We start from the raw sequence: 18,439 nt of genomic DNA, 5'->3' as shown, positions 1-18,439 counted from the left end.
TTAGTATATGGCGAGTAATAAACTGAAAATTAATGATATTGCTCGTTTGGCTGGCGTGTCGGCAACGACCGTCAGTCATATATTTAATAAACGAGATAAAAAATATCGCATTTCTCCGCAAACTCGACAAAGAGTTTTATCTATTGCGGAAAAATACCGGGATCAATCGCATATTCATCAATATTTAGTTAAAGCTAACAGTACCAATACTATTGGTGTTATTGTTCCGGATATGTCAAATTCATTTTTTTCAATGTTTTTACATCATTTAGAAGATTGCTTTCGGCAAAAGAATATTCAACTATTAATTACCTGTAGTCATTATAATAAAGAAGTTGAGCTTAAAGTTGCGCAAAATTTAGTTGAACGTAAAGTTGACGCAATGATTGTGGTAACGTCATTAGATAGTGACCAATTTTATGTCGATATTAATCAAAATACGCCCGTATTGCTTTTTGACCGTTATCTAAAAGATACGACATTACCTTTTATTACTAGTGAAGCATTGCAATCTGTCGCTGATTTAATCAAACCTTATGCCGAAAAGTTAGATGAATTTTATTTTATTGGCTGTGATATTCAGTTAACGTCAATTCAAGCTAGACTTAAGGGATTTAAGCAAGGTTTAGAAAGTGTTGGATTAAAAGTTGATAGTGATTGGCTGGTGAGTGATGATTATTGTCCAAATAAAGGTTACCAATTGTTGAAAAGTGTTCATCAAAAATTGGGTAGGGTACCAAAAGCTATTTTTACGCCATCTGGTAACTTACTGCAAGAGGTACTGAGTTATTTGGTCGAAGCTAAAATTGATCCAAAGCAGATCTATTTATGTTCTTATGATTACAATAGTTATCTTGATTATTGTTACTATCCAATAGATGCAATCGAGCAGGATTTTGAGAAGATGGCGCTGACTTGTGTGAATGTCATTGATGATTTATTAAGTTTTAAAGAATTAAAACATCAGGCATTTTTTATTCAGCCAAAAATTATACGCCATCGTTAATTTAAGATTTGCTACTGTTGTAAGTAAGATTAGCGGTTAGCATTTTTCATTATGCGAGCTTTGTCAACTTGCCACTGTCTTTCTTTTATATCGGTGCGTTTGTCGTACTCTTTTTTACCTTTTGCGACACCAATTTTGACTTTAGCCCAAGCATTTTTCCAATACAATGATAATGCCACAACGGTATAACCTTGGCGGTTAATTTGGCCAAATAACGAGTTCAATTCCCGTTCATTAAGCAATAATTTTCGAGTACGCATAGGCTCGCATACGACATGTGTAGACGCAACGTTTAATGGGGTTATTGTTGCACCAAATAGCCATGCTTCACCATTTTTTAGTAACACATAACTGTCACTAATATTCGCTTTACCTGCTCGCAGAGATTTTACTTCCCAACCTTGAAGTGATAACCCTGCTTCAATTTCCTCTTCAATAAAGTACTCATGGCGTGCACGTTTATTTAATGCAATAGTCGCCGAACCCGGCTTATGTGATTTTTTCTTAGTCATAATGTGCGTTATTATAGAGTTACATGATACTATATGCCACTAATTTTAACTTTTAATTTTATTATTATGGCACATGTTTTTCATGAGGTGATCGAGCCTTATTCAACCGAGCAAATGTTTGCATTGGTTAACGATATAGCGAGATACCCCGAGTTTGTCCCTGATTGTATCGCAACTGGGATTATTAGCAAGCAAGATAACATTTTAACTGCTTTTATTGAAGTTGAAAAATTAGGCTTTAAAAAATCATTTACTACCATAAATAAGATTAATGAACCTAATTCAATTGATATGGCATTGTTAGATGGTCCATTTAAACATTTAAAAGGACGATGGCAATTTACTCAACTGGATAACCAAAACAGTAAAATTAGCTTTAGTTTAGATTTTGAATTTAATAACAAATTAATGGGCGCTGTTTTTTCTCCAATTTTTAAAGAAGTGATGACCAATATGGTTAAAGCATTTTCGCAAAGAGCAAGGCAGATATATTAAGATGATAAATATTCAAGTTGTATATGCGCTACCTAATCAGCCGACTATTATTGATTGTGCGGTTGATGAACAAACGAATGTCTTGCAAGCAATTGCAAAATCCAATATCTTATCATTATGCAATATTCAATTAGATGGTCATTTTGTTGGTATTTATGGCAAACGTTGTGAGCTTACTGAACAAGTAAAGGATGGTGATCGTATTGAAATATACCGAGCTTTAATCAATGATCCGAAAGAGATACGACGAAAGAAAGCGGCATTGAAATCGAAATAAATAGAATGAAGGGAACTGAATGCATAACTTGCTGATTGAAAAAGTTGAAACTTTATGCAAAAAACGCGGTATTAAGCTGACCACTCAGCGTAAAACCGTTTTAAATATTATGCTTAAAGCCAATAGAGCAATGAGCGCATATGATCTTTTAGATCTTTTAAAAGTCAGTGAACCACAAGCTAAACCACCAACAATTTATCGTGCTCTGGAATTTTTACTTGAGCAAGGTTTTATTCATAAGGTGGAGTCAACTAACTGTTATATTATTTGTCCGCATTTTCATGAACCGCAACATATATCAATTTTATTTATTTGTGATAATTGTCATCAGATTATTGAAAAGCATTCTGAAAATATTGAAAGTCAACTGAAGTTATTAGCAACACAAAGTGAATTTTTAATAAAACATAGTGTGCTTGAAATTCATGGAATTTGTCATTCATGTCAACCTTAATTATTTTATTATGGTTAGTTAATATTATTTGTGACACAGTAGGGCAAATTGCTTTTAAATATGCCGCTGTGACCTCTAATGATAAAGACGGCCGTTATTGGCAGAAATTATTCGGTAACATATGGCTGTGGTTAGGATTCGGTTCTTATTTCATTGGTTTTGTGTTTTGGTTAGCATTTTTAAGTGAAGTTCCATTATCACAAGGGATCTTATTAGGCTCTTTTAATATGATAACCGTGATGCTTGCTGGGCGCATCTTATTTAAAGAACATCTAACCCCCTTTCGATTACTAGGAATATTTTTTATAACTACCGGCGTGATATTAGTAGGATTAACTTAATGAAAAAGTTTTATATCATCGGTTTTGTCTTGTTACTCTTTTTTGATACTTTTGGGCAAACTTTTTTTAAACTCACGGCTATTTCGGCCTTGCCATTTGAAGCAAATATAAGTTGGTTGTTAAGGATTTTTAGTCATGGGTGGGCATATTTAGTTATGGTTGGATATGCTGGAGCATTTATCACTTGGATGATATTATTAAAAAAAGCGCCAGTTGGCCCAGCTTTTGCTGCATCGCATTTGCAACTTGTTACTGTGATGTTAGTGTCTGTTGTTGCATTTAATGAGCAAATTACACTTACGCGCCTACTAGGGGCATTGTCTATTATTGTTGGGATTGTTTTTCTCGCCTTGGCTGAGCAGAGGTTACATCGTAAATCAGTAAAATAAACAGTATTGAGATAATCACCTTTTTAATAGGAACCAATATAATTAATTTACATTGATTCCTAATAGTAAAATAGAAAAGATTTTATTCTATTTTAATTAGCTACGATCTCGTTCCATTACAACTAAGTAAGCTTCTCGTCGCCAGAATAAAAATAAACGGCGCATATCTTTTTGCATTGTTATAACGCGCCAACCTTGTTGTGCATTATCATTTAAAAAAGCACCAAATTTTTCAGGATTTGAATTAGCTGCGCCTAAGAGCATTGAAGACAAAGCGCCTTCTTGATAAATTACTACTTTATATTCTTTCATTGTTTCTATACCTTCTTAAAATAAACACGATAATCTCTAATAATTGTCAAAATTAAGAGAAAATCGTGTTAATAATACGCATATTGGCGATTTTATTCTAGTGGCAATAAAGCGAGAGGTTAAATTTTAAACAGCATGGGTGAGGGATAGTAGATAACATCACAACAAAATTTTTAGAAAAGCTTTAGTTAAGAATAGCTGATAAGCCAAATTCTTAACTAATATTAGTGATAAATTAAATTTGCTTATCTAAATTTTTAAGCATTTCAATAATTAGTCTATTAGCATCAGGAAATTCATCTGCATTCAGATCTTCTTGATCAATCCAACGGCTTGGTTGTCCTTCTTTCGCAAAAGGTACGCCATCCCATTCTTCTACTAAGTAGGCATGAATGGTGATATCGCGATCTTCATAACTGTGTTCAAAGGTTTTTAAAAATTGAGCCTGATGAATGTGAATGTCGACTTCTTCGGCTATTTCACGTTCTAATGTTTGATAAGGTGTTTCACCAGTTTCGATTTTTCCGCCAGGGAACTCCCAAAAACCAGCAAGATGAGAATCTTCACCGCGTTGGGTGATAAAAATTTGACAATCTTGTGAACGAATTATACCTACAGCAATTTCAGTATGTTTTTTCATGATCCTGTCTGTTTATGATTAAAGTTAGGGAAAGCCAATGCTTTCCCTTTTGATTTTTAAGTAACAAAATTCGTTGATTTAAACATCAATATTGTTTAATCATACTAAATTTTTGGCTTAATTAACAGCTCCATGGCAATGTTTATATTTTTTGCCTGATCCACATGGACAAGGATCATTACGTCCTACTTTTGCTTGCGTGCGGACAATCGGTTGTGGTGAATTTGATGATTGCCCATCATTCTCAACATCAATAGCCGTCATTGAATCATGGTTAGCTTGTTGTTTTGCCATCAATCTTTCGATTTCAGCTTGACGTTGGCGTTCAGCTTCATCAACTTCTTCTTGTGAACGAATTTGCACGCGGCTTAAAATACCAATTACATCATATTTTAATGATTCTAACATATTGGCAAACATATTGAATGATTCACGTTTGTATTCTTGTTTAGGATCTTTTTGTGCATATCCTCGTAAATGAATGCCTTGACGTAAATAATCCATAGCGGCTAAATGCTCTTTCCATAATGTATCAAGCGTTTGTAACATAACGCTTTTTTCGAATTGTCTAAAGGCATCAGCACCAGCTGCATTTTCTTTTTCAAGATATTTATCTTGAGCAAGTTGTAAGATACGTTCACGTAAATTTTCTTCATGAAGATTTTGCTCTTCATCAAGCCATTTAGCGATAGGTAAATCTAAATCAAAATCATTTTTTAAGGCGGCTTCTAATCCAGCAACATCCCACATTTCTTCAATCGATTGTGGTGGAATATATTGATCAATAACCGTTGTAAATACATCCCCACGTATTGAATCAATTGTCTCTTTGATATCTACGTTATCTAATAAATCATTACGTTGGCTATAAATAGCTTTACGTTGATCATTGGCGACATCATCATATTCGAGTAATTGTTTACGAATATCAAAATTGCGACTTTCAACTTTTTTCTGAGCATTAGCGATAGCTTTAGTAATCCATGGGTGTTCAATTGCTTCACCTTCTTTCATACCAAATTTACGCATCATATTACCGACACGATCTGATGCGAAAATACGCATTAATGGATCTTCTAATGATAGATAAAAGCGAGAAGCACCAGGATCCCCCTGACGACCAGCACGACCACGTAATTGATTATCAATTCGACGTGATTCATGACGTTCAGTACCAAGAATATATAATCCACCAAGTGCAATCACTTCTTCATGTTTAGCTTGCCATGCTTGTTTCGCTTTTTCGATATCTGCTTCAGTTGGATTTTCTAATTTTGCAACTTCACTTTGCCAGTTACCACCAAGCATAATATCTGTACCACGACCAGCCATATTAGTTGCGATTGTCACGGCTCCTTTACTACCCGCATCAGCGATAATTTCGGCTTCTTGCGCATGGAATTTGGCGTTAAGAACATTATGTTTGATACCTGCTTTTTTAAAGGCATGTGAGACAAGCTCTGATTTTTCGATAGATGCAGTACCGACTAATACCGGTTGTCCTCGTTTAACACAAGCTTGCACATCAGCCACGATAGCATCAATCTTTTCTTTTTCAGTCATATAGACAAGATCAGGCTGATCTTTTCTTACCATCGGTCGGTTAGTTGGAATAACAATGGTATCCAAACCATAAATTTGGTTAAATTCGAAAGCTTCGGTATCAGCAGTACCTGTCATACCGGCTAATTTTTCATAGAGACGGAAATAGTTTTGGAAAGTAATAGAGGCTAATGTTTGATTCTCATTTTGAATTTTAACATGTTCTTTAGCTTCCACTGCTTGGTGTAAACCGTCAGACCAACGACGACCATCCATCGTACGGCCTGTATGTTCATCAACAATAACGATTTCATTGTCTCTAACAATATAATCAACGTCACGATGGAATAAGTGATGAGCACGAAGTGCAGCATTAACATGGTGCATTAGTACAATATTACTAGGCGCATATAGTGACTCATCACCTTTCATAATGCCTTGTTTTATTAGTAGTTCTTCAACCTTAATTAAACCTCGTTCGGTTAAGTTCACTTGACGTGATTTTTCATCAATCGAAAAGTCACCATCGCCTTGGAACTGATCCGAATCTTCTTTTTCCTGACGGGTTAAGTGTGGAATGATTTTATCGATACTAACATATCTATCTGAGCTGTCTTCTGCTTGACCAGAAATAATTAGTGGTGTTCTTGCTTCATCAATTAAAATTGAATCGACCTCATCCACTAAAGCATAATGAAGTGGGCGTTGCACTCTGGCCTCTTTACTAAAGACCATATTGTCACGCAAATAGTCAAACCCATATTCGTTGTTAGTACCATAAGTGATATCAGCATTGTAAGCATCACGTTTTAAATGCGGTGGCATATTAGGTAAGTTAATGCCCACTGTTAAGCCTAAAAATTCAAATAAAGGACGATTATTTTCAGCATCACGTTGCGCTAAATAATCATTAACGGTGACAACATGTACCCCTTTACCGGTTAACGCATTTAAATAAGCAGGCAACGTTGCGGTTAATGTTTTACCTTCACCGGTACGCATTTCAGCTATGCAACGTTCATTTAGAACCATACCGCCAATTAATTGCACATCAAAATGACGCATACCAAATACACGCTTACTTGCTTCACGGACTACGGCAAAAGCTTCTTCTAATATATCGTCTAATTTTGTACCGTCGGCAATTTTTTGTTTAAATTCGTTAGTTTTTGCCTTAAGTTCTTCATCGCTTAATGCTTCCATTGCTGGCTCAAGGGCATTGATCGTTTCAACACGCTTACGCATAGATTTTAATACGCGTTCATTACGGCTACCGAATACTTTAGTTAATAATTTTAATAACATAAATTTTCTCTTATTGTTTTTTATAATGGAAGATATAAGGATTAAACCTTATTAAATAAATTAATTAATTTGATTATGTAAAATCTATTAGGCGGTAGCGTTTGGACCGGCTCTTATTCCATTATAGGGAGATAATCGAATAACAGTATTTGGATTAACTTCGTCATAATTTCGCGCGATAATTTGCTTATTGTAATGCTGCTTTGGTGACAAAGATAAGATTTGCGAGGTTTTTTTAGTTGGAATTTGCTGATCTTGAACTATTTCAGTAATCGCAATAATACCAACTTGACTTGTAAATGATTGAACTGGTAACGCATTTTGTTGGTAAAAACCGAACCCAGTAGCAATTACACCTAATAATAAGTGCGATAATGCAGTTTTAATAATAAGGCGTTTACTTATATGTTGCCAGTAATTAATCGTAGTCATAATCGCAGTATCTTAGCATTTTTTGCCAAAATGAAAAACTATTATTATAAATGGGTTATTGTTTATTATTTAAGATTAGTTTATGTATAAAATGAAATTAATTTTTAAATAAATTTTAGATGTAATATTTAATTTTAAAATTACTCAGAAAAATAAGTAGTTTTAAGGTAAATTATTGTACTACTATTCTAAACTAGCATGCCTTTGTGCCATATCATTATTACTATCTTTTAATTGATTACTCATAACTAAAATAACAGTATCAAATATAATTAGTAACATTTGTTCAAAAAGGCTACCTAATGGTTGTTGGCTAACTTGTGATTGAGTAAATTTAGTTCCAGATTGTAATAATATATTTGGTGTTTGGAGTTTTGCTAGTGTAGATGTGTTACATGCGCAAATTATAGCTAAATCAATTCCTTGATTGAGTGCTGATTTCGCCATGATATTTACGCTTTCTGTTTCACCAGATGCAGATGCTAAAATGAGCAAGTCTCCTTTTTGAACCGCTGGAGTTGTCGTTTCACCGACCACAAAGGAATTTAAACCCAGTTGCATCAACCTCATTGCAAATGCTTTAAGCATAAGACCTGAACGCCCAGTACCATACACAAAAATACGTTTATGCTGTTGTATTTTTTGTATTAGATCAACGATATCATTATCGGTCAACGTTTTAACTGAATGATTCAATTCATTAATAATTAATTGTGATTGCACTTTAATCCCCTATCGAAAAATAGCTAATGCTATTTTTCGATTATAAAATGTATACTAAATATTTAACTGTTGAATGATTAATTCTTGCGTTTGTGGGCAATTAGATTGTTGACATTTATTCACAAAAGACTCATCTTGAAATAAAGTAAATAGACGCTTGAGTATGGATAAATGTTGATCACTTGTTGCCAATGCTAAATTAAAAATTAGTTGGCAAGATACCATTAAGTTGGCATCCTCCATTTGACCGAAAATTACTCCTTTTGTTGAGCGTACCAAACTAATTGAATCTGATTTAACTAATTGATAATTAGCATGTGGTATAGCAATCCCCATACCATTATTCATCAGTAATCCAGTTGGATATTGCTTTTCTCGATTGATACACGCTGAAATATAGTCAGGTGTAATATAGTTTTTTTCTAATAAATATGAACCTGACTCTAATATAGCATCTTGATAAATTGCAATTTTTTCATCTAAATCATGAACTAAAATATGCATGGTTAAATTCCTAACTATTGAGTTAAGCTTTGTTTAACATCTTCAAAAATGGCATCTTCACCAATACCTGTTAGTAAACCAGCTCCAACAATAACCTTGGTTGTTATATCTGGATTATCAATTTTTGTTGATGAAACAACTAAATCATAACTATTAAAAATATCAGCATTGCAAGCCATAAGTGATGATTTATCTACTTGAGCTTCAATATGCTGTTCTTTTAAATAATCTTGCAAAATTGAAACCATGATTGATGAAGAAGCAATGCCATTACCACATACCACTAATATTTTTTTCATTTTGAAACCTCATTTGTATTATTTTTTGAATTTTTTTCTTTCTTCTTTAATAGATAGCCTACTGATAGCAAAATTAAGCCAATTAATATGTAACCAAATATTCCCACATGACTAGTTGCTGCGAATAGTCCAGTAAATGGATTTGCTGATGGATTTAATGAGGTATACATTACCGATGCATCAGGGTTAGAACCAAATGCTTGGAATACTTCGTTAGTTGCAGGTGTCATCCATGAGGCAATATATAATCCGCCTCCAAACAAAAATATTGATGTAACCCAGGTACGGATAATATTGCCTTTGAATACAGGAACCATACAAGCAATAAAGAAGACAAATTGTGATAAATCACCTAATGGCATAACCTTATTACCGGGTAAAATAACCGCTAAAATGACAATAATAGGAATCAGTAATAAAGCAGGAGCAATAACGGAAGGGTTACCGACAATTAATGCAGTATCCATTCCGACGGTAATATCTCGATTAGGAAAACGTTTAACTAGTTTTTTTCTTGCTACATTTGATAATGGCACTAAACCTTCCATCATAATTGATGTCATGCGTGGTAACAATAACATTACTGCCGCTAAGTACATACCTAATTGTAAGCTTGAAATAATGGTGTGATATGGACTTTCCCAAGAGTAACCACAAAAACCAAGTAATACACCAATAATAAAGCCGACTATAGTTGGATCGCCAAGAACACCAAAACGTTTTTGAATAGTATCGGCTGTAACAGTTATATTTCTAAAGCCCGGAATACGATCATAAATCCAATTAAATGGATAAGCAAAAATAAGGTAAGTATTTGCGACGGGATGTGAAATTGAGACACCTTCTGGAAGGTTAAAAAATTTCTCATTATTTTTTGCGCCTAGATCAGCTGCAATTAATGCCCAAACGTGAAATAGTGCAGCTGTTAATACACCATATAAGAAACTACCTGAATAAACACCTACGATTGCACCCATTGACGCATTTTGGTGTAAGTTAAAAACATCGACATTAACACAATCAGTGATTTTTAGTATAAGTAATAAAACATTAACTGCAACACATAGTGGAATAATTATTGGTCCCATACTTGAGCCAAATCCCATTACAGCAGTTGCTGCACCACCAACGTCAATTGCACTAAGTGAAGATCCTGTGCTTTCGGCGAGTCCTGTAACGGCAGGAGCCATTTTATCTAACATAAATTTAATTGTCATACTTAATGCAATAAAGCCAATACCGACTTTCATTGCAGAAGCAATACATTCAGAAATAGGCCTTCCGAGCGCAGCCATGAATATTAAAAATATTATAGGAATAAAAATAAAATTTCCTAAATCATTGATAAATTGTGTAATTAATTCCATAAGTGACTCCTTTTATGATTCCTCATTGGCTCTAAAGCCCATATTCCAAGCAATATGAGCTGGTTTGACCAATAACGCATTATCGTTATGCTCAGCTTCAAGCAAGTTTTTCTTCGAATTTTCACGCGCAGTAGTAAAATCAAATGGTTGGTCGTACCATGCGTCTATAATCATTTTGGTATACTCAAGTCCATTAACGCGACAACCTAGTCCAATGATTTGTGCATTATTGCTTAATCTGGCGCGTTTAGCTGAATATGGATTAGTTACAGCAACAGCACGTATTCCCCAGTGTTTGTTAGCTTGGCAGGTAAAACCAATACCTGTGCCACAAATATATATTCCTAAACGACAAACATCTTTCTGAATCAAAATTGACATTTCATCAGCTAATTTGGCATAAGTATTGATGCCGTCTGCTTTAATTTTTACTGGGTCATAAACAATATCGGCATTTTTTTCATTAATTAAATATTTTTTTATTTCTTCTTTATATTCAAATCCTAAATCATCACAGGCTATAGCAATTTTTGTTTTCATTTTTTTTCCTCTATTAAATTAATAATTATTTTATAATTGGTTTTTGTTGGTAAGTCAATGTGATCTGTATCACAAAATTGATAAGATATTGATTTTTAAAATTAAAAAAACCAACATATACCAACTAAAATTGATTTTTTATTATTTGTTATTTATATTAAGATAATGAGGTATATGATGAGTTATTAATAAATCATGTAGACATTTTTGGTAAAATGTTGGAAATAATCAGAAATGGTTAGTCATATCTAAATCAATATTTGAGATTGTGAACAATGCAATTAATGAATGAAAGACGAGAATTAATTTTAGAAGAATTGATAACTGCTGGGACTGTATATGTGAGTGAATTAGCTCGTAAATACCAAGTTACTTATGAAACAATCCGTAAAGATTTATCCGATTTAGAAAAAAAAGGATATCTTGTCAAATGTCATGGTGGGGCAACACTTAAACAAGGCGCTATTGAACATCCATTTCAAATTAGAGAAAAGGAAAACGCTAGCTTAAAGAAAAGTATTGCTCAAAAAGCATTAACATTACTGCCTGATAATTGTTCTATGATTATCGGAACAGGTAGCACAACATTAGAATTAGCTAAATTATTAATGTATCGTTCTGGGTTTAAGATTTTTACCGATTCATTACCTGTTGCCAATGCTCTTATTTCATCAGATAACCAAGTTTTCTTATTTGGAGGTGAACTACGTAATAAAAGCTCATCTGTTTATGGTGGTTGGACATTATCTATGATTAATGAAATTCAGGTCGATATATGCTTTTTAGGCACAGATGGTTTTAGTAATTTAACAGGTCCTTCCAGTCCTTCATCTTCTGATGCTTATATAGATAAAGCCATTATTTCTCATGCTGAAAAAAAGTATATTTTAGGTGATTACACAAAATTTAATAGAAAGAGTCTGTATAAAATTTGTGATTGGAATGAAATAACGGCATTAATTACTAATAAGTTAGCTGATCCGGCTCAAGTTTTAAAATTAGAAACTAAAACTAAAGTTATTTTGTGTTAAAATTTTGCGGTTTTCTATAAAACAATAAAAATCTCCCTTATCTTTATATTCTTGTTAAGAGAAGGGAGAGAATTTATTAGGATTATTTAACCATTAATTGTCCCATCATACCGAGTGTTTCATGTTCAACAATATGGCAATGGTACATGCGCAATCCTGGCATATTTTGTTGAATTTTTATGGTGATTTTTTCGTGAGGACGTAAATTGATGGTATCTTTTAATGCTACATATTCTGGTGGATATTTTTTACCATCAAATTCATGCGATACAACCGTGAATTGTGTACCATGAATATGGAAATTATGATCCATATGTGAATTATTAAATATTGTCCACTCTTCAACATCATAGATTTTACTTTCTAGATCAATTCGTTTCATATCGTGGCGTTTGCCATTAATTAAAAACAGCATGCCACCTCTTGGTTCGCTCTTGTCCATGACCTCTGTATATTCGAGCGTTTTATGCGCTTTTGCTTCACCAATTTTAGGTAGAGTTCGTAATGGCGAAGGTAAAACAATTGAATTCGCTTGTTGTAGCTCTAATTCAGCAAGTATTATATCTTGTTCTGGTGGTACATTTCCCATTTTACCGCGATCATAACCAATTGATTGTAAGTAAACCGTACCGGTTTGTTTGGGTAAAATTACCAATTCTGCGCGTTCGGCAGGTGATAATAATAGTGGCTTTTCAAGGGAAATTGGTTCAGGCATTAATCCACCATCACTGCCCACTAAAAAGACATCACAACCTGGAATTGAAAGATTAAGATAACGTCCAGAACAGGCATTCCAAACTCGAACACGTGTTGCAGTATTAACTTTCATTTTTGGACGATAACCACCATTAATTAATACAAATTGTCCTTCTCGACCATTCATCCAATCAGTCATTGAGTTATCGGCAATTTCTCCTTTGTCTGTCAGTTTTAGATCTGAGAAAAACCAATTTAGTTCTGGTAAAGATTCTAAAGGGTCTTTTTTACTACGAACAATAAATACCCCCGCTAATCCTCTCGCTATTTGTTCGGCAACGGTGTTATGACCATGAGGATGATACCAATAGGTACCAGCACTACCTTCAGGGATGGTAAATTCGTAAATACGTTCACTGCCAGCCGGTATTTCATTTTGTGGATTGCCATCTTGATTTGATGGCACAAGTAAACCATGCCAGTGCACCGTTGTTGATTGTGACAGTCTATTTTTTACTGTCAATTTGACTTTATCACCTTCATAAACTTCAATAAGCGGCCCAGGTATTGAATCATTGTAAGCCCAAAATTCGGTAGTGATATCAGGCGTTAATGCAATTTTTACTGGTTTGGCTTCAATAGTAGCTTCAAATATACCTGATTGATGACTACTATTTTTTAACAGTTGGAATTTGGGTAAATCATGACCTTTTGGTAATGCTGAAGTAGATAATAGTTTTTGTGGTTGTTTGTTGTTCATATTCATATTCATATTCATATTCATATGATCGTGCATGTTGTCCCCCTTATCACAATTATCAGATTTAACATCACAAACCATGTCAGACATTGATGAATGATCTAATTTGGCAATGGCTTTTGTTGCAATTAAACCACCAACGGCAGCAGTAATATTCATTATAAAATTTCGGCGTTTCATAGTATTCCTATAATCATTTATTTAGTTAAATAATAACCAGCAGTTTGCTTTCCAAACTCGTCTAGTCGTTTAGCAAGCTAATGTGTTATTGATTTCCAGTATTTATTACTAATATTTAACAGAGCGTAAATTAGCTAATTTTTGGTGGTTTTAACTCAGGAATAAATTCTTTATATTCAGGAATAAAATTTGTTGGTAGAAATTGTTCACGGTAAATCGGATAATCAATATTAACGCTATAATTAGCAATAGCCATGCCACAAGCAAAACAATGATTAACTGATTCACTAATAAAAGGTTTTGTTGATTTAGAAGTCGGCAAATCAATTACTGGAGAGTGATGATTTGCGTTCACCCTTAAAGATTGTAAGCTAGGTGAATGATGAACTGTACAAGGTTTGGAAATAATGAGTGGAACATGCCAAATGGAATAAAAAAACAAAAAAATTGTCGATATAATTAAAATATTTACTCGCTTTTTGTTTATGGCTAATGACATTGTTTATCACGCAATTAATCTAACAAACCTTGTAGTTATTTTACTAGAGAAAACATTAAATTTATACCACTTTAACAGATGGAAGTTTTATTCAATTTCAATTGCTAATAATCACTAATTTTTCAATCTGTAACATCAAAATTAATTGGTCTATTAATGGTTACTTAGTACAAGATAATCATAAAAATATATAAGCCAAATATAATTGGTTCTGGTATCATATTCACATAAAAAACATTATGAATAATAACGATATGAAAATTCTTTTTGGAGTACAAGGAACAGGAAATGGCCATATCAGTCGTTGTCGAACATTAGCCAAAGCTTTAAAAAAGGTTGGAGCGGATGTTGACTATATTTTAAGTGGTCGTGATCCTAAAGATTATTTTGACATGCAAGCTTTTGGCAACTACCGAACGTTTGGTGGCCTTTCATTTGCTACGCTTAATGGCAAAATCAATTTTCGTAAAACCATCCAAAGAATTCGGGCTTTTAGATTAATTAAAGATGTTCGCGATTTAGATTTATCTGCATATGACTGTATTATTAGTGATTTTGAACCAGTTAGTGCTTGGGCTGCACATCATCAGAATCGCGAATGTTTAGGTATCAGTAATCAGTCTGTTTGCCAATATCTCAAGCCTAAAGAATATGGCACGATAGCAAATGTGATTATGAAATACTATGCTCCAGTTACACAACCTATTGGTTTACATTGGTTCCATTTTGGTCATAAACTGATTCCGCCAATGATTGATTCATTTGCTACACCACCAACTGAAGATGGTAAAATTATCGTTTATTTGCCTTTTGAAGATTTAACGGAAATAACCGAATTATTAAGCCAATTTCCGCAATATCAATTTAGTTGTTTTCATCCTGAAATAAAACAATCTTCTGCACGCGGTAATATTTTATTACAACCGCTAAGTCGAGATAATTTTACTCAAGCTCTACTAAGTTGTTCTGGTATTATTTCAAATACCGGATTTGCTTTAATTTCAGAAGCGTTATCTTTGGGTAAAAAGATTTTAACTAAACCAGTCGCGGGTCAATTTGAACAAGTTTACAATGCCCAATGTTTGCAGTCTTTGGATATGGCAACCGTTATGGAACATTTAAATAGTATGAAGTTGAAATATTGGTTAGGTCTACCGTCACCTAAACCTACTATTTATCCTGATGTGGCGACTGAATTAGCGAATTGGATAGTTTCAGGTCAAAAAGAGACATTACTTTCTTTAAGCCAAAGACTGTGGTCGCAGACTAAATTTCCGAGTAATGTAAGTGAGCGCATCAAATCTTTAGGTTATGTATAAAGGAACTACAATGATATTAAGTATAATTGTTGCAATGGCGGATAATCGTGTAATTGGTATGAACAATCAAATGCCATGGCACATGCCTGCAGATTTAGCGTGGTTTAAAAAAAATACATTAAATAAACCTGTGATTATGGGGCGTAAAACGTTTGAATCTATTGGTAGACCATTGCCTAATCGCCACAATATTGTCATCAGTCGACAGGCTGAAAGTAATACGTCAATTAATCCTAATGTTAGTTGGGTTAAATCGATTGATGAGGCAATATCAATTATTAATCAGCAACAAGTAGAAGAAGCCTTTATTATAGGCGGTGGTAATATTTATCAACAGGTATTACCTTTAGTTAATCGACTTTATTTAACTCATATTGATGCCAAATTGACTGGCGATACTTATTTTCCTGATTATTTGCAAACATCATGGCAACAAATTTATTTAGAAAATCATAAAGCGGATGATAAAAATTGTTATGATTACCAATTTGAGATTTTACAGCGAAGTTAATCAATAGATAAGGTTGCCACTCACATACTAGTGGCAACCGAATTATTATCCTTGTAAGCGTTTTGCTTCCAGCACGTCAGAAAGTTGTTTTATTTTATTCATAACTCGTTCAAGAGAGTCCTGATCAAAAATTTGCATATCCATATCAATCGTTGCAATTTGTTGTTTCATATCTATGCGACTCGAAACACCTAAAACATTTACTTTCTCATTAGCTAAAATTGTTGTTATGTCACGCAATAATCCACTTCTATCACTAGCTATGATGCGAATGACCATGGTATAACTTGCGTTATGATTACCACTCCACACTGCACTGGTGATTCGTTCTGGTGCATGATTTTTTAGTTCTTGCAGTTGTTCACAATCTGAACGATGGATTGAAATACCACGTCCTTGGGTAACAAAACCGACAATTGGATCTCCGGGGATAGGGCGACAACAATTAGCAATGGTGTAGAGCAAATTATCTACACCTTCAATAATAATTTCACCACCTTTTATCGATGATGTTTTATTGGTATTTTTGGCTTGAGAGGTTGATTTTTGGGTGATCTGTTTAAGAACAGCTTCATCTTCCTCTTCAGCAGTTGGTTTATTAAATTGGGCATTAATAAAATTAACTAGTTGGTTAATTCTAACATCCCCACTACCTATCCCAGCTAATACTTCGTCAAACGAATGAGCGTTATATTTACTAATCAGAATCTTTTCGACACTTTTTAGACTAATATTTAACGGTTCTAATTCGTTGTCTAAAATTTGTTGACCAGCAGCTATATTTTTATCTCGATCTTGTTTTTTAAACCAAGCTTGTATTTTTGCTCGTGCTCGGCTGCTATTTACAAATCCAGTATTTGGATTTAGCCAATCGCGACTTGGATTAGGTTGTTTTTGGGTAATAATTTCAACTTGATCACCCGTTTTTAATATATAGGTAAACGGTACTATGCGCCCCGCAACTTTAGCACCGATACAACGGTGACCAACATCACTATGAATATGATAAGCAAAATCTAATGGGGTTGAACCGGCAGGCAAGTCAACAACATCCCCTTTTGGTGTAAATACATAAACGCGATCATCAAAAATTTGACTACGGACAGTTTCCTGAATTTCACCACTTTCTGACATCTCTTGTTGCCAAGTTAATAATTTACGTAGCCAAGAAATGCGCTGATCGTAGGCAGTCATTTTATCTGTACTGCCTTCTTTGTATTTCCAATGTGCTGCTACACCTAATTCAGCATCATTGTGCATTTGTTCGGTACGTATTTGAATTTCAATAGTTTTATTATTTGGGCCATAAACCACAGTATGAATTGATTGATATCCATTGGGTTTTGGATTGGCGACATAGTCATCAAATTCTTTTGCAATATGTTTATAATGGCTATGTACGATACCTAAGGCATTATAGCAGTCTTCGATTCGATCACAGATGATGCGTACCGCTCGAATATCATATAAATCTTCAAATTGTAGATGTTTACGTTCCATTTTTCGCCATATGCTATAGATATGTTTAGGGCGACCGTAAACTTCGGCACGAATATGATCTTTATTCATCATATCCTGTAAATTTTTAACAAATTGATTGATATATGATTCGCGATCTAGACGTTTCTCATGTAATTTATGGGCAATAAAACGATATTGGTCAGGATGTAAATAACGGAAACAAAAATCTTCAAGCTCCCATTTTAATTGACCAATACCGAGTCGATTGGCTAAGGGGGCATAAATATTAAAGCACTCCTTAGCAGCTAGCACTTGATCTTCTTTTGGCGCATGCATCAAATTTCGTAAATAAGTAATACGCTCAGCTAGTTTAATGACTACACTACGGAAATCATTAACCATCGCAAGTAACATACGACGAATACTATCAATTTGTTCGTTTGTTGCATGACCATTACGGATAGCACGTAGTTGCCTAATGTCTTTCATTTTGACAACACTAGAAAGAATATGAATTATTTCTCGATCAAAATTTTCCGGTAGATCTTCACGGCAGATAATTTTAGTATCAAAGAAAGGTAGTAAAAGAGCGGTTGCTAAACTATTAATATCCATATTTAAGGTTGATAAAATTTCAACCATTTCAATGGCATTTTCGAAGCAATAGATTTGCTCTGGTTCACCAGCACTATGCTCAAAACAAAAATCCCAAATATCTTTAAATTTTTGATAAGATTCAATATTGGTTAATAACAGTTCTTGTTTTGCCCATCGTTCAACATCAAATTGTGCGAGCGTGTAATGTTCGTCATTTTGTTGATGGGCGCCTCTAATTGATACCATA

At 34.0% G+C, this 18,439-nt stretch carries 22 protein-coding genes; 9 read left to right on the top strand and 13 right to left on the bottom strand.

Annotated elements, in window-relative coordinates; translation table 11 throughout:
- Nucleotides 1-7 precede the first annotated feature (7 nt).
- Nucleotides 8-1,006, top strand: coding sequence for a substrate-binding domain-containing protein (locus H3T80_RS08060; protein WP_110448475.1), 999 nt, complete (start codon nt 8-10; stop codon nt 1,004-1,006).
- Between the two features lie 29 nt (nt 1,007-1,035).
- Here the strand turns inward: H3T80_RS08060 and smpB are convergent, their stop codons facing one another.
- Entirely contained in the window at nt 1,036-1,518 is a 483-nt protein-coding gene (smpB, locus tag H3T80_RS08055; RefSeq protein WP_065577589.1) for an SsrA-binding protein SmpB, read from the bottom strand.
- Nucleotides 1,519-1,551: 33 nt separating this feature from the next.
- On the opposite strand from smpB, the gene H3T80_RS08050 reads away from it, so the two are divergent.
- Genes H3T80_RS08050 through H3T80_RS08030 form a run of 5 tightly spaced genes read left to right on the top strand, consistent with a single transcriptional unit; the run spans nt 1,552 to nt 3,474 of the window.
- A complete protein-coding gene (locus H3T80_RS08050; protein WP_198201332.1) occupies nt 1,552-2,013 on the top strand; it encodes a type II toxin-antitoxin system RatA family toxin in 462 nt (153 codons plus the stop codon).
- A 1-nt stretch (nt 2,014) separates the two neighbouring features.
- Nucleotides 2,015-2,290, top strand: coding sequence for an RnfH family protein (locus H3T80_RS08045; RefSeq protein ID WP_198201331.1), 276 nt, complete (start codon nt 2,015-2,017; stop codon nt 2,288-2,290).
- A 19-nt stretch (nt 2,291-2,309) separates the two neighbouring features.
- The gene (gene zur, locus H3T80_RS08040) at nt 2,310-2,744 is read left to right on the top strand and encodes a zinc uptake transcriptional repressor Zur (protein ID WP_198201329.1); all 435 of its coding nucleotides are present in this window, start codon (nt 2,310-2,312) and stop codon (nt 2,742-2,744) included.
- On the top strand, nt 2,732-3,085 hold the full coding sequence (locus tag H3T80_RS08035; protein WP_110448472.1) for an EamA family transporter: 354 nt from the start codon (nt 2,732-2,734) through the stop codon (nt 3,083-3,085). Before zur ends, H3T80_RS08035 begins: the two co-directional genes overlap by 13 nt.
- Complete coding sequence (locus H3T80_RS08030; protein ID WP_198201327.1) at nt 3,085-3,474, top strand: multidrug efflux SMR transporter; 390 nt, start codon at nt 3,085-3,087, stop codon at nt 3,472-3,474. Before H3T80_RS08035 ends, H3T80_RS08030 begins: the two co-directional genes overlap by 1 nt.
- Before the next feature lie 96 nt (nt 3,475-3,570).
- On the opposite strand, the gene H3T80_RS08025 is transcribed toward H3T80_RS08030, so the two are convergent.
- The 9 genes from H3T80_RS08025 to H3T80_RS07985 all read right to left on the bottom strand — a co-directional run bounded on the left by H3T80_RS08025 (nt 3,571) and on the right by H3T80_RS07985 (nt 11,138).
- Nucleotides 3,571-3,786, bottom strand: a complete 216-nt coding sequence (locus H3T80_RS08025) for a DUF4177 domain-containing protein (protein WP_110448470.1) — start codon at nt 3,784-3,786, stop codon at nt 3,571-3,573.
- Between the two features lie 235 nt (nt 3,787-4,021).
- Nucleotides 4,022-4,426, bottom strand: coding sequence for an 8-oxo-dGTP diphosphatase MutT (gene mutT, locus H3T80_RS08020; RefSeq protein WP_065613906.1), 405 nt, complete (start codon nt 4,424-4,426; stop codon nt 4,022-4,024).
- A 117-nt stretch (nt 4,427-4,543) separates the two neighbouring features.
- Complete coding sequence (gene secA, locus H3T80_RS08015; RefSeq protein ID WP_198201324.1) at nt 4,544-7,273, bottom strand: preprotein translocase subunit SecA; 2,730 nt, start codon at nt 7,271-7,273, stop codon at nt 4,544-4,546.
- Nucleotides 7,274-7,360: 87 nt separating this feature from the next.
- Nucleotides 7,361-7,705: a hypothetical protein gene (locus tag H3T80_RS08010; protein ID WP_198201323.1), complete on the bottom strand. Its 345-nt coding sequence runs from the start codon at nt 7,703-7,705 to the stop codon at nt 7,361-7,363.
- A gap of 183 nt (nt 7,706-7,888) precedes the next feature.
- Complete coding sequence (gene hxlB, locus H3T80_RS08005) at nt 7,889-8,428, bottom strand: 6-phospho-3-hexuloisomerase (protein ID WP_086320785.1); 540 nt, start codon at nt 8,426-8,428, stop codon at nt 7,889-7,891.
- A gap of 54 nt (nt 8,429-8,482) precedes the next feature.
- Entirely contained in the window at nt 8,483-8,932 is a 450-nt protein-coding gene (locus tag H3T80_RS08000) for a PTS sugar transporter subunit IIA (protein WP_198201320.1), read from the bottom strand.
- A gap of 14 nt (nt 8,933-8,946) precedes the next feature.
- Nucleotides 8,947-9,231 (bottom strand): PTS sugar transporter subunit IIB, encoded by a 285-nt coding sequence (locus H3T80_RS07995; RefSeq protein WP_086320783.1) that lies wholly within the window; start codon nt 9,229-9,231, stop codon nt 8,947-8,949.
- On the bottom strand, nt 9,228-10,598 hold the full coding sequence (locus tag H3T80_RS07990) for a PTS galactitol transporter subunit IIC (protein WP_198201318.1): 1,371 nt from the start codon (nt 10,596-10,598) through the stop codon (nt 9,228-9,230). The genes H3T80_RS07995 and H3T80_RS07990 overlap by 4 nt, the downstream gene beginning before the upstream one ends.
- A 12-nt stretch (nt 10,599-10,610) precedes the next feature.
- Complete coding sequence (locus H3T80_RS07985) at nt 10,611-11,138, bottom strand: RpiB/LacA/LacB family sugar-phosphate isomerase (protein ID WP_086320781.1); 528 nt, start codon at nt 11,136-11,138, stop codon at nt 10,611-10,613.
- A 275-nt stretch (nt 11,139-11,413) separates the two neighbouring features.
- Here H3T80_RS07985 and H3T80_RS07980 point away from each other — a divergent pair, with 275 nt between their 5' ends.
- Complete coding sequence (locus H3T80_RS07980; protein ID WP_086362912.1) at nt 11,414-12,169, top strand: DeoR/GlpR family DNA-binding transcription regulator; 756 nt, start codon at nt 11,414-11,416, stop codon at nt 12,167-12,169.
- Between the two features lie 82 nt (nt 12,170-12,251).
- Here the strand turns inward: H3T80_RS07980 and H3T80_RS07975 are convergent, their stop codons facing one another.
- The gene (locus H3T80_RS07975; protein ID WP_198201317.1) at nt 12,252-13,805 is read right to left on the bottom strand and encodes a multicopper oxidase family protein; all 1,554 of its coding nucleotides are present in this window, start codon (nt 13,803-13,805) and stop codon (nt 12,252-12,254) included.
- Between the two features lie 130 nt (nt 13,806-13,935).
- Nucleotides 13,936-14,304 (bottom strand): hypothetical protein, encoded by a 369-nt coding sequence (locus tag H3T80_RS07970; RefSeq protein WP_198201315.1) that lies wholly within the window; start codon nt 14,302-14,304, stop codon nt 13,936-13,938.
- A 254-nt stretch (nt 14,305-14,558) separates the two neighbouring features.
- On the opposite strand from H3T80_RS07970, the gene H3T80_RS07965 reads away from it, so the two are divergent.
- Both H3T80_RS07965 and folA read left to right on the top strand, forming a co-directional pair.
- Nucleotides 14,559-15,623 (top strand): MJ1255/VC2487 family glycosyltransferase, encoded by a 1,065-nt coding sequence (locus H3T80_RS07965; RefSeq protein WP_110448465.1) that lies wholly within the window; start codon nt 14,559-14,561, stop codon nt 15,621-15,623.
- A 10-nt stretch (nt 15,624-15,633) separates the two neighbouring features.
- Complete coding sequence (folA, locus tag H3T80_RS07960; protein WP_110448464.1) at nt 15,634-16,134, top strand: type 3 dihydrofolate reductase; 501 nt, start codon at nt 15,634-15,636, stop codon at nt 16,132-16,134.
- Nucleotides 16,135-16,179: 45 nt separating this feature from the next.
- Here the strand turns inward: folA and relA are convergent, their stop codons facing one another.
- Complete coding sequence (gene relA, locus H3T80_RS07955; RefSeq protein ID WP_110448463.1) at nt 16,180-18,438, bottom strand: GTP diphosphokinase; 2,259 nt, start codon at nt 18,436-18,438, stop codon at nt 16,180-16,182.
- Nucleotide 18,439 lies beyond the last annotated feature (1 nt).

It is taken from the genome of Gilliamella sp. W8145, from assembly GCF_016101145.1.
Taxonomy (GTDB): Bacteria; Pseudomonadota; Gammaproteobacteria; order Enterobacterales; family Orbaceae; genus Gilliamella; species Gilliamella apis_A.
The sequence above is the reverse complement of the archived record's forward strand: the minus strand, read 5'-3'. Positions and strand labels throughout refer to the sequence as shown.

Coding starts and splice junctions, on each gene's coding strand:
- H3T80_RS08060 (WP_110448475.1), top strand. CDS start 8: ATGGCGAGTAATAAACTGAAAATTAATGATATTGCTCGTTTGGCTGGC.
- smpB (WP_065577589.1), bottom strand. CDS start 1,518: ATGACTAAGAAAAAATCACATAAGCCGGGTTCGGCGACTATTGCATTA.
- H3T80_RS08050 (WP_198201332.1), top strand. CDS start 1,552: ATGCCACTAATTTTAACTTTTAATTTTATTATTATGGCACATGTTTTT.
- H3T80_RS08045 (WP_198201331.1), top strand. CDS start 2,015: ATGATAAATATTCAAGTTGTATATGCGCTACCTAATCAGCCGACTATT.
- zur (WP_198201329.1), top strand. CDS start 2,310: ATGCATAACTTGCTGATTGAAAAAGTTGAAACTTTATGCAAAAAACGC.
- H3T80_RS08035 (WP_110448472.1), top strand. CDS start 2,732: ATGTCAACCTTAATTATTTTATTATGGTTAGTTAATATTATTTGTGAC.
- H3T80_RS08030 (WP_198201327.1), top strand. CDS start 3,085: ATGAAAAAGTTTTATATCATCGGTTTTGTCTTGTTACTCTTTTTTGAT.
- H3T80_RS08025 (WP_110448470.1), bottom strand. CDS start 3,786: ATGAAAGAATATAAAGTAGTAATTTATCAAGAAGGCGCTTTGTCTTCA.
- mutT (WP_065613906.1), bottom strand. CDS start 4,426: ATGAAAAAACATACTGAAATTGCTGTAGGTATAATTCGTTCACAAGAT.
- secA (WP_198201324.1), bottom strand. CDS start 7,273: ATGTTATTAAAATTATTAACTAAAGTATTCGGTAGCCGTAATGAACGC.
- H3T80_RS08010 (WP_198201323.1), bottom strand. CDS start 7,705: ATGACTACGATTAATTACTGGCAACATATAAGTAAACGCCTTATTATT.
- H3T80_RS08000 (WP_198201320.1), bottom strand. CDS start 8,932: ATGCATATTTTAGTTCATGATTTAGATGAAAAAATTGCAATTTATCAA.
- H3T80_RS07995 (WP_086320783.1), bottom strand. CDS start 9,231: ATGAAAAAAATATTAGTGGTATGTGGTAATGGCATTGCTTCTTCATCA.
- H3T80_RS07990 (WP_198201318.1), bottom strand. CDS start 10,598: ATGGAATTAATTACACAATTTATCAATGATTTAGGAAATTTTATTTTT.
- H3T80_RS07985 (WP_086320781.1), bottom strand. CDS start 11,138: ATGAAAACAAAAATTGCTATAGCCTGTGATGATTTAGGATTTGAATAT.
- H3T80_RS07980 (WP_086362912.1), top strand. CDS start 11,414: ATGCAATTAATGAATGAAAGACGAGAATTAATTTTAGAAGAATTGATA.
- H3T80_RS07975 (WP_198201317.1), bottom strand. CDS start 13,805: ATGAAACGCCGAAATTTTATAATGAATATTACTGCTGCCGTTGGTGGT.
- H3T80_RS07970 (WP_198201315.1), bottom strand. CDS start 14,304: ATGTCATTAGCCATAAACAAAAAGCGAGTAAATATTTTAATTATATCG.
- H3T80_RS07965 (WP_110448465.1), top strand. CDS start 14,559: ATGAAAATTCTTTTTGGAGTACAAGGAACAGGAAATGGCCATATCAGT.
- folA (WP_110448464.1), top strand. CDS start 15,634: ATGATATTAAGTATAATTGTTGCAATGGCGGATAATCGTGTAATTGGT.
- relA (WP_110448463.1), bottom strand. CDS start 18,438: ATGGTATCAATTAGAGGCGCCCATCAACAAAATGACGAACATTACACG.